This is a genomic window from Pseudoalteromonas sp. (genome assembly GCF_041613455.1).
In the GTDB taxonomy this organism is placed as follows: domain Bacteria; phylum Pseudomonadota; class Gammaproteobacteria; order Enterobacterales; family Alteromonadaceae; genus Pseudoalteromonas.
Window position 1 is genome coordinate 18757 of record NZ_JBFJHD010000020.1, and the last position, 12798, is coordinate 31554.

General features: G+C 42.1%; 10 protein-coding genes. 8 read left to right on the forward strand and 2 right to left on the reverse strand.

The genetic code is table 11. The features are described from left to right. Window positions 1-72: 72 nt before the first annotated feature. Window positions 73-2571 carry a prolyl oligopeptidase family serine peptidase gene (locus ABYB02_RS03970; protein WP_372761162.1) on the forward strand — a complete coding sequence of 833 codons (2499 nt, stop codon included), beginning with the start codon at window positions 73-75 and terminating at the stop codon, window positions 2569-2571. A gap of 33 nt (window positions 2572-2604) precedes the next feature. Here the strand turns inward: ABYB02_RS03970 and rrtA are convergent, their stop codons facing one another. Continuing rightward, complete coding sequence (gene rrtA, locus ABYB02_RS03975; protein WP_372761163.1) at window positions 2605-3207, reverse strand: rhombosortase; 603 nt, start codon at window positions 3205-3207, stop codon at window positions 2605-2607. A gap of 94 nt (window positions 3208-3301) precedes the next feature. On the opposite strand from rrtA, the gene ggt reads away from it, so the two are divergent. The 3 genes from ggt to ABYB02_RS03990 all read left to right on the forward strand — a co-directional run bounded on the left by ggt (window position 3302) and on the right by ABYB02_RS03990 (window position 7804). Continuing rightward, window positions 3302-5080: a gamma-glutamyltransferase gene (gene ggt, locus ABYB02_RS03980; RefSeq protein WP_372761164.1), complete on the forward strand. Its 1779-nt coding sequence runs from the start codon at window positions 3302-3304 to the stop codon at window positions 5078-5080. Window positions 5081-5232: 152 nt separating this feature from the next. After that, window positions 5233-6927, forward strand: a complete 1695-nt coding sequence (locus ABYB02_RS03985; protein WP_372761165.1) for an NAD-dependent malic enzyme — start codon at window positions 5233-5235, stop codon at window positions 6925-6927. A 157-nt stretch (window positions 6928-7084) separates the two neighbouring features. Beyond that, window positions 7085-7804 carry an SIMPL domain-containing protein gene (locus tag ABYB02_RS03990; RefSeq protein ID WP_372761166.1) on the forward strand — a complete coding sequence of 240 codons (720 nt, stop codon included), beginning with the start codon at window positions 7085-7087 and terminating at the stop codon, window positions 7802-7804. A gap of 1 nt (window position 7805) precedes the next feature. On the opposite strand, the gene ABYB02_RS03995 is transcribed toward ABYB02_RS03990, so the two are convergent. Then, on the reverse strand, window positions 7806-9161 hold the full coding sequence (locus tag ABYB02_RS03995) for a DUF2254 domain-containing protein (protein WP_372761167.1): 1356 nt from the start codon (window positions 9159-9161) through the stop codon (window positions 7806-7808). 189 nt (window positions 9162-9350) lie between these two features. On the opposite strand from ABYB02_RS03995, the gene ABYB02_RS04000 reads away from it, so the two are divergent. From ABYB02_RS04000 to ABYB02_RS04015, 4 genes are all read left to right on the forward strand, one after another. After that, window positions 9351-9725, forward strand: coding sequence for an MAPEG family protein (locus tag ABYB02_RS04000; RefSeq protein WP_372761168.1), 375 nt, complete (start codon window positions 9351-9353; stop codon window positions 9723-9725). 10 nt (window positions 9726-9735) lie between these two features. Beyond that, window positions 9736-10365, forward strand: coding sequence for a sulfotransferase family protein (locus ABYB02_RS04005; protein ID WP_372761169.1), 630 nt, complete (start codon window positions 9736-9738; stop codon window positions 10363-10365). A gap of 78 nt (window positions 10366-10443) precedes the next feature. Further along, window positions 10444-11016 carry a tRNA-(ms[2]io[6]A)-hydroxylase gene (locus ABYB02_RS04010; protein WP_372761170.1) on the forward strand — a complete coding sequence of 191 codons (573 nt, stop codon included), beginning with the start codon at window positions 10444-10446 and terminating at the stop codon, window positions 11014-11016. A gap of 163 nt (window positions 11017-11179) precedes the next feature. Continuing rightward, window positions 11180-12151 carry an ATP-dependent 6-phosphofructokinase gene (locus ABYB02_RS04015; protein ID WP_372761171.1) on the forward strand — a complete coding sequence of 324 codons (972 nt, stop codon included), beginning with the start codon at window positions 11180-11182 and terminating at the stop codon, window positions 12149-12151. Window positions 12152-12798 lie beyond the last annotated feature (647 nt).

The window sequence follows — 12798 nt, forward strand, 5'->3', positions numbered from 1 at the left end:
CTTAAATAATTGCAATCATTAAAGTGCTTCTGCTTAAATACGGCTTAATTATAATAACCGTTAAGAAGCACTATGATTTTTAATATTTCATCGTCTAAAACATTAGTGGCCATCGCTGTCGCCTCAAGTGTTTTTTTAGCCGGCTGTCAAGCCACCGCATCCTCTTCAAGCGCTGTACAAGCAACAAGTAACGCCCCTGCAGCTGTGGTTAGCACGCCCGCCATAAGCGGCAGTCAACAGATTACCTTAGAGCAAGCAATGGCGCACCCCGATTGGCTGGGTCGTCAACCTGAGCGTGCTTTTTGGGGCAGCGATTCAGCAACCATTATTTATGCGCGTAAACAGCAAGGCAGCGAACTGCGTAATATATTTAGCCAGCCTATTAACAGCCAAACGGCAGAGCAAGTGGCGTTAAATAAGCTCCATACAGTAGGGGCAAGCAAAGCGGTTTACTCACCCGATAAAGCATTGCAAGCGTATGTGTTCGAAGGCAATATCTTTGTAAAAGAGCTAAAAACCAATACCATTAAGCAAATTACCCATACGTCTGCAAGCGAGTCTAAGCCGCAGTTTTTAACCGATGGCTCACTGGCGTATCGCCAAGGTAATGTGTTTTTTAAAGTGGATTTAACTAGCGGCGCCACCACCGAGCTGGCTAATTTAAAATTAGCTGAGCAGCCGAAAGGGGTTACCGAGCCCAGCAGCTATATTGCTAAAGAGCAGCACAAGCTTATTGACTACATTGCGCTTACCCATAAAAACAACAAAGAGCAGCAAGCACGTAAAGAGCAGTTAAAGCAACAAAATAGCTCAATTGCTAATGCGACATTTTATTTAGGCGAAGGAAACAGCATTAAAGAAATGCAACTTTCTCCTGCAGGGGATGCGCTTATTGTGGTGCTTCAAGAAAAAAGATCGTGGCGTGAAGACAGTGATATAATGCCGCATTATATCACCGCTGATGCTGGCATTGAGGCGAAAAAAGTACGCCGCCGTGTTGCCGACGACAAGCCACTGACATCAGAAGTGGTGTATATCAATCTAACGGTTAACAGCCAACATACACTGGCGTTTAATACCTTACCGGGTTTTGATGAAGACGTATTAGCCGCGGTGAAAAAAGAAAACTACGCCCGCGAAGGGAAACGTTATCAATCTAAAAAAGCCCCGCGTGCGATTAATTTGATCACCGATTGGGGCTGGGATCAAAGCCCTATCGTTTGGAACCATGACGGCTCAAATGTGGCCATTATGCTTGAAGCATGGGATAACAAAGACCGTTGGATAGCCACCGTTGATTTTAACTCTCATACTTTGGTGTCGCAGCATCGTTTACACGACGACGCTTGGATTGCGTATGCGTTTAATGATTTTGGTTGGTTAAATAACTCAAATACTCTGTATTACCTTTCTGAAGAGAGCGGTTACAGCCAGTTATATAAAAAACCACTCAATGGCAAAGCAACGGCGTTAACGCGTGGCAACTTTGAAGTATCAGACTTGACGCTTACCAGCGATAACAGCGCTATTTATTATAAAGCGAACGTCGAGCACCCAGGGCTTTACGAAATTTACCGTGTTGATCCGCAAACTGGCAAGTCGCAGCAAGTCACCGACTTAAACGGCATGACAGATTACACCCTCAGCCCAGACGAAACTAAGCTGTTACTGAAGCACTCTAAAGTTACCCTACCAACCGAGCTGTATGTTGCTGATGCTAAAGCAAATAGCCAAGTTACTCGATTAACCTATACGGTATCAGATGAATTTTTAGCTAAAAAATTAACGGCACCGAAAATAGTGGCCGTGCCTTCAAGCCACACCGAGCAGCCAATTTACGCAAAAGTGTATTACCCAGCAGACTATGTCCCGGGCGAAACGGGTAAAACACGTAAAGCGGTGATATTCAACCACGGCGCAGGTTACTTACAAAATTCGCACATGGGGTGGTCAGGTTACTTCCGTGAGTTTATGTTTCATTCATTACTGGCCGATGAAGGTTACATAGTGATGGACATGGATTACCGTGCTTCAAAAGGCTATGGCCGCGATTGGCGCACCGCTATTTACCGTCAAATGGGCACGCCTGAAACACAAGATCTAGTCGATGGCGTAAACTGGTTGGCACAAAATGCCAACGTTGATACCGGCGCAGTGGGCACTTATGGTGGCTCTTACGGTGGTTTTATGACCTTTATGGCATTATTTACCGAGCCAGAGTTATTTCAAGCGGGAGCGGCACTGCGTCCGGTTACTGACTGGGCACACTATAACGCACCTTATACTTCTAATATTTTGAATCACCCCGATGTAGACCCGATTGCCTACGAGCGTAGCTCACCCATTTATTATGCAGAGGGGTTACAAAAACGCTTATTAATTAACGCCCCTATGGTTGACGATAATGTGTTTTTTCAAGATAGCGTAAGGTTGGTACAACGCTTAATTGAGCTGGAAAAAGAAAACTTTGAAACGGCAATATTTCCGGTTGAGCCGCATGGTTTTGTACAGCCATCGAGCTGGTTAGACGAATACCGCCGTATATATAAACTATTTAAAGAAACGCTGTAATGATAATGACACGTTGACACTAAACGCCACTGATCACAGTGGCGTTTTTTTATCTGACTTATTTGTTTTTACAGCTATTAGCAATGGGAAAGCTAATACCACGCCGCCCAGCGCGCCGATTAAATGCGCATCTATCGCCACCGTGGATTCAATCAGTCTTGCTATCTCTTCGCTTGGGCCGTTTACTTGCTCAAGGATAATTTTAAGCCACACGCCGATAAACAACAGATAACCCGACTTTAGCCCTAGGGTAATATCTTTAACGGCCCCCCAAATAATAACGCCGTGCAATACGGCACTCAGGCCAGTATAAATGTCAATGCTTGGGCAAAACCAATATACCCCGAAGCCACACCACAAGGCTAACAAAGTCACATTTAAAGTATATCGACCCGCAGTGGTGTATTCACCGTGAAGTAACCAAATTAACACTACGCCGGCGCAGTTTAGTACTAAATGCGCCCAATTAGCATGCACAAACTGGCTGGTAAAAATACGCCACAGTTCACCGTGATTAATTAAAGCGCGATTGAATTCCAGAAATTCATTTACATTAAACAGTGCACCAAGCAGGGTGAAAAATATTAAACACAAGGGAGGCAATATATAGCGCGGTTGCAGCGGTAAATTAAGCATTTTATTGTAATTTAAGCTATTAATTTTTGCATATTGTGCCTGTTTAACTTTAAGATGCCAATCAACTCGTCATAATTTAATCTAATTGGTATTTATGAATATTAAACATGCTTCATTACTCGCTATTACATGGTGTGCTACTGCTGTGCCTTTATTTGCTTACGCAGCGACCCCAATAGAAACGCGAGAGCCGGAGGCCGCCACCGGATTCATCAAAAAACAGGCCGTTAAAGGCGATAAATACATGGTAGCAGCGGCAAACCCCTACGCTGCAGAAGCCGGACAAGCTATATTAGCAAAAGGCGGTAATGCTATTGATGCCGCCATTGCCACGCAATTGGTACTGACTTTAGTTGAGCCGCAATCTTCGGGAATTGGTGGCGGCGCGTTTATGTTGTATTACAACAAAGCGGATAATACCTTAACCAGTTTTGATGGCCGTGAAACGGCGCCGAGCAATGCCAATGAAAGCTTGTTTTTAGACAAGCACGGTAAAGCCGTAAAGTGGATAGAGGCGGTCGTTGGCGGGCGTTCGGTTGGCGTCCCCGGTATTTTACATGCGTTTGCCAGCGCGCATAAGCAATATGGCGTACTGCCATGGGGCGAGTTATTTAAACCGGCGATTGCCCTTGCTGAGCAAGGATTTAAAGTGTCCCCTCGTTTACATGGTTTGTTAACCCGGCAGTTAAATCCTGGGGTGATGAACTTACCGGTGATCCACGACTACTTTTATCCCAATGGAAAAGTACTGGCTGTTGGCAGTATTAAAAAGAACCAGCCATTAGCTGATTTATATAAAGACATCGCCAGTAAAGGAATTGATGCTTTTTATAAAGGAAATAACGCTAAACAAATGGTACAGGCGGTGCAAAACTCAAAAGTAGCACCGGGCACCTTAACTGAGCAAGACTTAGCGAATTATAAAAGTAAACAGCGCGATGCGGTGTGTATTGAGTATCGTGTTTACAATGTATGCTCTATGGCTCCGCCAAGCAGCGGCGGGGTTGCAGTATTACAAATATTAGGCTTACTGGAGCATAAAAATATGCGTGCTGTTAAGCCTAATAGTGAACAAGCTATTCATTATTTTAGCCAAGCTTCACGGATTGCCTTTGCCGACCGCAATACGTATATGGGCGATCCGGACTTTACTGCTGTGCCAACTAAAGAGTTATTAAATAAACGCTACATTGCGTCGCGTGCCAAGCTGATCACTGAGCACGACAGCAAAGCCAAGGCGGGCAATCCAGTGGATTATTTAACCTACGCCATGGATGACTCTTACGAACTGCCTTCTACCACCCATGTGTCTATTGTTGATAGCCAAGGAAATGCAGTCTCGCTGACCAGTTCAATTGAAATGGCATTTGGCTCCACGGTAATGGTCAATGGCTATATTTTAAATAACCAACTCACTGACTTTGCACTGTCGCCACGCATCAATGGCAATTTAGTGGCTAACCGCGTCGAGCCCGGTAAACGGCCGCGCAGTTCTATGTCGCCGGTAATGGTATTTAATAAAGATGGCAGTTTACGATTAGTGGTCGGCTCACCTGGCGGCAGCCGAATTATTAATTACGTCGCGCAAGTGGTAATAGGGGTGTTAGATTGGGATTTAAGCGCGCAACAAGCGATCAACTTACCGCGCACTACCAATCGCAACGATTATACTAGCCTTGAAAAAGGCACCGCACTTGAAGCATTAGCGCCGGCATTAACAAAACGCGGCCATGATGTACGTATCATAGATTTAAACTCCGGGCTGCATGCGGTAGAGATCAAAAACAATACCTTATATGGCGCCGCCGATCCGCGACGTGAAGGGGTGGCTTTATCCGATTTAACGCAGAAAAGCACCACTTTCAAATTCTAAATTATGTATAATAACGGTGCGGCTAACTCATAAACACAATTAGCGCACTTGTAAATTCTCAATGGTCTGACAAGGTTGAATTGCATTGCAATTTAACCTTTAACACCGATAATGGCAGATCATAACTTAAGACTTAGTTAAAGCTTGGAAATATGACTACAAATACCGATCCAAATTATCTTTATATCCCTTATTCTGGCCCCACTCTGTTAGAGACTCCGCTGTTAAATAAGGCCAGCGCATTTAGCCAAAAAGAGCGTGAAAACTTCAACTTAACCGGTTTACTACCGCCGCGTTATGAAACAATTGAAGAGCAAGTAGAGCGTTGTTACCAACAGTATTCAAGCTTTACCGACAACTTAAACAAACACATTTATTTACGTGCCATTCAAGATAATAACGAAACCCTGTTTTATCGTTTAGTGCGCGATAATATCGAAGAAATGATGCCAATCATTTACACTCCAACTGTGGGTGATGCGTGTGAAAAATTCTCGGATATTTATCGCAGTGCGCGTGGGTTATTTATTTCCTATGAAGAGCGTTTTCAAATTGACGACATTTTACGTAATGCCACAAAAGGCAAAGTAAAAGTGATTGTGGTCACCGATGGTGAACGTATTTTAGGCTTAGGTGACCAAGGTATTGGTGGCATGGGCATTCCAATTGGTAAACTGTCGCTTTACACTGCCTGTGGTGGTATTAGCCCTGCGTATACATTACCGGTAATGCTTGATGTGGGTACCAATAACGAAAAGTTGCTTAATGATCCTATGTATATGGGCGCGCGTCACAAACGTATTGCGCAAGACGAATACGATGAGTTTTTAGACTTGTTCATTCAAGCGGTAAAACGCCGTTGGCCAAATGTGTTACTGCAGTTTGAAGATTTTGCCCAGCCGAATGCGATGCCATTACTAAAACGCTACCGCGACCAAATATGTAGCTTCAACGACGACATTCAAGGCACAGCCGCCGTGACTGTAGGTTCATTACTTGCGGCGTGTCGTGTTAAACAGCAACGCTTGGCCGATCAAAAAGTGGTGTTTGTGGGTGCAGGCTCTGCCGGCTGTGGTATTGCTGAGCAAATTGTTAGCCAAATGGTGTTTGAAGGTATTAGCGAAGAGCAAGCGCGCAGCCAAGTATTTATGGTTGATCGCTTTGGTTTACTTAGCGAAGGCATGCAAGGATTACGTGATTTTCAACAAACACTTGTGCAACCGCAAGCGCGTTTAGCCGATTGGACTTACAGTGGAGAGTTTGCTTCATTACTTGACGTAATGCACTGTGCAAAACCCGACATTTTAATTGGTGTATCGGGTCAACCGGGGTTATTTAACGAGCAAGTTATCCGTGCTATGTACTCGGCGTGTGAGCAACCGATTATTTTTCCATTAAGTAATCCGTCTAAGCAAGTAGAAGCGTTACCTGAAGACATTATAAACTGGACCGAAGGTAAAGCCTTAGTGGCAACGGGTAGCCCATTTGCGCCGGTTGAATACAATGGCGAAACGTTCCCTATTCCACAATGTAATAATAGCTATATTTTCCCAGGCATTGGCTTAGGCGTGATTGCTGCAAAAGCAAATAGAATTAGCGATGCGATGCTCAGTGTTTCTAGTGAAATGCTGGCTGAGTCTTCACCGCGTGCCAATACAGGTAAAGGGAGCTTATTACCCGCACTCACTGAAATTGAAACGCTGAGTAAACGTATAGCCTTTGCGGTGGGTAAAAAAGCGATTGAAGAGGGCATTGCGCTAGAAATTTCTGATGAAGCACTGTGGGCTGCCATAGATAAAAACTACTGGCTACCGGAATACCGTAACTATAAGCGTTGTAGTATTTAACCCAAGCGCAGGTTATGTAGCACGCGCTGCGTGACCGATGTAAATTAAAAAACAGGCCAAGGCCTGTTTTTTTGTTGCTGTTCATTACAGATTAACGTGCTAACTTGTTTAATAAGCTTAAGTTACGGTAATTAAACCAACATCAAAAGGATCAGCGATGAAATTACGTAGTGCATGTTTAGTAGCGTTGGCAACGGCAATGAGCTTAAATGTATTTGCCACAGCCACGCCAGACGCAGCGCATATTTATGTAAAAGGGGAAGCAACCATTACCACCATGCCGGATCATGTGTTACTGCATGTGGGAATTACCGAGGTGGGCACTGATTTAATTGCTGCAAAAAATAACACCGATAAGACGATGGCAAAGGCGATTAAAATAGTAAAAGCGTTAGGGGTTAGCGATGCTGATATTAATGCCGGGCAAATTTCAATTAATCGTGAAAATCAGTATAACCGTGAAAGCGGTCAGTCAGAATTTAAAGGCTTTAGAGTAGCGCGCAGCTTAATGGTAAAGCTAGCTGAAATTGATAAATACCCCGAGTTATTACAAAATTTAGTTAACAATGGCATAAATGAAATCAATCATACACGGTTTTTAGCCAGCAATTACGACGCACTCTATAAACAAGCGCAACAGCTGGCAATAAAAGACAGCCGCAACGCGGCGCAAGAATTTAGCCAAGCGTATGGTGTTGTATTAAAAGGGCTATACAGTGCATCGATGCAACCGCTAGATGTGCAGTCAGCCCCTTATATGCGCGCTGAAAAAGTGATGCTGAGTGCCGAAGCACCGAGTAATTATGTACCCGATGCCTATCATGCCGGTGAAATAACTATCACCGCCTCAAGCTACGCCGTGTATTATATTGAATAAGTTAGTCAGCTTGCTGGCGTTGAAAACGCGCCAGTAACCGCTCGCCGTGTTTTTCACTAATGCGTGCAATTGCTTTGAGCATATTGGTTATTTCGTGGCGGTCGTATTCATTGGTCACATTTTCGTTAATATCATCGACAATGGCATTAAGGTATTTAAATAAACTATCGCGAGCATCCTCGTTATTGTTAGCCACAAATAAAATATTTTTAAACGCCTCCAGTACATTAGTCATGACGTAAGCATCGCCTTTCGCGTAATTACGCAGGGGCGTAAAGTTATCATGCAGTAGCTCTTCAAAACTGGTTTCGTGAATATAAAGTAGCGGCGTATCTTTACTCTTTTTAAACGTGTAATTAATATCGCGAATAGATAAGCGAGCAATAAGTAAAATGCTCAACATATCTATCGCTTTAACCGCGGTACCCGGATCGTTAATACCTGGGCTCATCGCTTTAACCGCTATTTCAGAAATTTGCGTTAGCCCGTAGCGGTAATGATCACTTATGTACTCTTCAATATAAAAAATAAAGCAGCTCAATATTTCCGATATCAACTGTTCGTGTTGTGAAATGTCGCGATTACACTTTAAAAACGGGTAACCTTTCACGGTAAAGTAACCTTGTTTTACCGTAATATATAACTCAAGTTTATGTTCCGCTAATAGGGCGCATAACTTTTCACTGTGCACGCCTTTATAATAGCCTTCGGTGTCGCTATTGATCCCATACCAATCACTAAAATCGGGTAAGGTGCGTAATGGGTTCTCTTGTTGGCGTTTTATAATGGCGTTAATTTCACTTTTTGTTTGCCTAAATAAGCCATTTAACACGTTATCGACCTGTATCGCACGGGAAATTGAGTGAATAAAAAACACAAATAAACCTAATGAGACCAAGCCAAACATGAGTGCAAACAACACCCCGAGTGATGGAATGGCTGTCGCGCCGCCTTCAAGCTTGTTAATGTTAATGAGCATTATCACCGAATAAATAATACTGCCTAAATAATAGCCTAATACTAATTGATGCGATTTTCGGGTGATTAATCCAGGTACTACGCGCGGCGATAAACTAGCACTGGCAGAGTTAAGTACCACCATAACCATAGAGAAACTAAATACCGTTAATGAAATGATGCTGCCGACTAAAGTGCTTAAAATAGTGCGGGCATTTTCTGCGCTGTCTACTAATACCACAGAGATAAACGACTTTATATTTTCAATTAACGGCGTGTATTCAATCGACATAGTGATCACTGCAAAGGTTAAAAATGCCAGTGACAACAGGGAAGGGTAAAAGCCTATACTATTAACCATTTCCCGATAACTATTGGCCACTTTACGAGGTACTATCATTGAAATCCTTATTTTTTATCAGGGATATAGCAATACATTAACATAGATATCAGTATAGCTAGGTATTAATCTAGCTTTTGTAACCATCAGCCCGGTAAAGCTATTTAAACTACAAAGCTGCAGTGTTTGCTGATAGTTCTGGCCCAATAATGTGGTATTATTGCAAAAAATTTTAAGGACCGTGTTTCCGTGATCATTTCAATTTATGCTGCATTACTGGCTCTATTTTATGTCTACCTCAGTTTGAATGTGATAACTGTTAGAAGAGCTGCTCAAATATCACTAGGAGATGGCGAAAACCCGCAGTTACAGCGTGCTATTCGTGCCCATGGTAACTTTATTGAGTATGTTCCTTTGGCAGTGATTTTACTTTTTTTAGCAGAATACCAAGGGCTTGCCAGCCATTACTGCCATGCATTAGGTGCTCTGTTATTTATAGGGCGCGTGTTTCATAATTTAAGTATGGTTGAAGAGAATATTAAATATCGCCAGATTGGTACTATTGCCACGTTTTTAACGATTATTATTAGTGCCTTCATCATTTTGTTAAGCCGTTTTAGCTAAGTGCAATACGATGAATAAAGTATTTATCATAGGGCTGCCGCGGACCGGTACCACCAGTGTCTGTCATGCGTTACTAGAGTTAGGCGTTGCCACCGCACATACTGCCTATACTCAACATTGCTTTGCTGCAGCGAGTGCCATTGCCGACACTCCAATTTTTAACGACTATCAAGCGTTAGATCGCCATTACCCCAATGCAAAATTTATTTATTTAGCGCGTGAACTCGATGTGTGGCTTGCCTCTATTCGGCAGTTATTACTGCGCATGCATACCAATTTAACGCGCCCCGATGGAGGCTTTAATATTCATATTAAACGTTGTTATTTGAACACATTTCAACAGCTTACAATAGCGAATATAAACGACGACAACTACTTAACTGACTGTTATAAAACTCACTTTAATAATGCTCATGGGTATTTTAGCGATCGCCCACAGGATTTTTTGTCGATTGATATAGCCAAGCCACAGAGTTATCAACGCTTGTGTGAATTTTTACAGCTGCCCAGTAGTAACAGCACCTTTGAAAAGCTAAATAGCGGGGGGAAAGTAACAGCCTGGAATGATATTAAACACCCGCTGAAAATTGAGTCAACGGCAAAAGGGCGCATAGATAAACATTTACCCTATACTATTTGATTTCACTCAGTGATCACGCATGATTTTTTCACCAAGATACGCTAAAATCCTCGCATAATTTACTAAGTTGTACCGAGCATGTTTGAATTAAAATACCACACCCCATTTGAATGGACTGAAGTTGTACTGGCAGACTTTGATACTTTTTTACAAGATCATGCTGCGGCCGAAAAAAAAGCGTCGGGCATGGCCATGTCTATGCTGTCGCACTACCCAGATAAACGCAAACTAGTGAAAGCTATGGCCGACTTAGCACTTGAAGAAATGATTCATTTTAAAGAAGTGCTAAAAATATTAATTGCCCGCGATGTAAATTTAGGTGACGACAAGAAAGATCCTTATATTAAAAAAATTCGCGCGCTATTTAGACACGGCCGCGATGGCTTTTTAATGGACCGATTACTAGTAGGCGGTGTTATTGAAGCGCGGGGGCATGAACGATTTTCTTTAGTTGCAGAGGCATTACCTGAAGGCAAAGAAAAAGAGTTTTATGTGGCTATAGCGGCATCAGAAGAAAAACATAAAAACTTATTTGTAGAGCTTGCTTACGAATACTTTGACAAAGACGAAGTTGATGCGCGTTTAGAAGAGTTACTGATCGCCGAAGCTGAAATTTGTGCCAGTATTCCGTTTACTGCAGCGCTGCATTAAAACGTATTTAACAAAATAATAAATGCAAAATCGCGACTGTTAGAGTGGCGATTTTTTTTGCAAAAAATTTAGCATTGGTTACCCGCTTGATTAATTTTGCAGTGTGATTAACTGACGCTGTCTATACTTTAGCTAACTCGACTATTTATAGTAGCCATACAACATGCCGCATACACTTAATCATATTGCGATACTCACATCTGGAGGAGACGCGCCAGGTATGAACAGTGCTTTATTCGCTGTAACAAAAACCGCGCAGTTACAGGGTATTAAAGTGTCAGGAGTGCGAAAAGGGTTTGATGGACTGATTGATAATGACTTAGTGCCGTTAGAATTCCAAACATTACAACACACAATGCACTTAGGTGGCACGGTGTTAAAAACAGCGCGTAGTGAACGGTTTTTAACAATTGCAGGAAGAAACCAAGCCGTGGATACTCTACTCAAAAATAATATCGACGGGCTGATTGCCATTGGTGGTGATGGCACGTTTAAAGGGATTGAATCATTATCACAAAGCTGCGCTATTCCTTGTATTGGTATACCAGGCACCATAGATAATGATATTGCTGGTACCGAGGTTACACTAGGTTTTGATTCGGCGGTAAATACCGCGATGCAATGTATCGATATTATTAGAGATACTGCCGAGTCTCATAGTCGCGTTTTTTTAATTGAAGTTATGGGGCGCGACTCCGGCTACATTGCCATCTATGCCGGTTTGACCTCTGCCGCCGATGCTATTTTGATACCTGAAAGTATTAAAGATATAAACTACCTATTAGAAAAAATTAATCGTTATAACAGTGAACATGCATTTATTGTGGTGGTTGCCGAAGGAGATGAGGTTGGGGTTGAGTTAGTTGCAAAAAAAATCAGTGAAATAAATTCAGCAATAGATTTAAGAGTGACTAAGTTAGGCCATTTACAACGAGGCGGCAACCCATCGGCAGCTGATCGCATGTTAGCAATTCGACTATCCGTTGCAGCGGTTAATGCGTTAATAAAGGGGGAACGTAATAAAATGGTGGGACTATTGAATAATCAATTGCGATTAACACCATTTACGCAAATTGCAAAACAACATAAGGTTAGCCAAGAGTTACACACATTACTGACAGTATTTAGCTGCTAATAAAGATTTATACGTTTAACTAAATAGCTGATGGCAACTAAAGCAGGGCACTGTGCTGAGTATATTATTCGCTGCTATTGTTGCTAGATTATTTTATTAATATACACGCAGATAAATTGGGTCCACTACACGTAATTAAGATAAAAACACGTAATTTAACATAATGAAAACGTGTGAAATTCATGCAGTTAAATAGGGGATTTAGATATACAGCCATTATTTTAGGGCATTTGTTAATCAACTGCCTATTGTGACCCAGCGCTTACGCTATTTTAACCAAAAAAATCGCCAGTAGAAGTAAAAGCGGTTGTTTAACAAACAAATAATAGGCAACAAATACCTTAGAACAACAGCGACAAACAATGAAATAATGAGGTAGGCTTGTTCTAGCATATACAATCACTAGCCTAGGTATTTGCATGTGACTCGTTTTACGTTAACAATAAGCGTCATAAGCAAGGTGTAGCTGTTTGTTGTAACTGTGTGGTTATGTTAAATAAGCTGATGGTGAATTATTTGAGTGTTTTGCTAAAGGCTAAAGCTCAAAGTGACGGTCAATTTTATGACTTATAAAACTGCAATAGATAGCAGCCAGCTTAATAAATGCGTTTGAACCTAGTTACTATGCTAATCAAATTATTCAGTTA

Coding starts and splice junctions, on each gene's coding strand:
- ABYB02_RS04005 (WP_372761169.1), top strand. CDS start 9,736: ATGAATAAAGTATTTATCATAGGGCTGCCGCGGACCGGTACCACCAGT.
- ABYB02_RS03995 (WP_372761167.1), bottom strand. CDS start 9,161: ATGATAGTACCTCGTAAAGTGGCCAATAGTTATCGGGAAATGGTTAAT.
- ABYB02_RS03985 (WP_372761165.1), top strand. CDS start 5,233: ATGACTACAAATACCGATCCAAATTATCTTTATATCCCTTATTCTGGC.
- ggt (WP_372761164.1), top strand. CDS start 3,302: ATGAATATTAAACATGCTTCATTACTCGCTATTACATGGTGTGCTACT.
- ABYB02_RS03990 (WP_372761166.1), top strand. CDS start 7,085: ATGAAATTACGTAGTGCATGTTTAGTAGCGTTGGCAACGGCAATGAGC.
- ABYB02_RS04010 (WP_372761170.1), top strand. CDS start 10,444: ATGTTTGAATTAAAATACCACACCCCATTTGAATGGACTGAAGTTGTA.
- rrtA (WP_372761163.1), bottom strand. CDS start 3,207: ATGCTTAATTTACCGCTGCAACCGCGCTATATATTGCCTCCCTTGTGT.
- ABYB02_RS04015 (WP_372761171.1), top strand. CDS start 11,180: ATGCCGCATACACTTAATCATATTGCGATACTCACATCTGGAGGAGAC.
- ABYB02_RS03970 (WP_372761162.1), top strand. CDS start 73: ATGATTTTTAATATTTCATCGTCTAAAACATTAGTGGCCATCGCTGTC.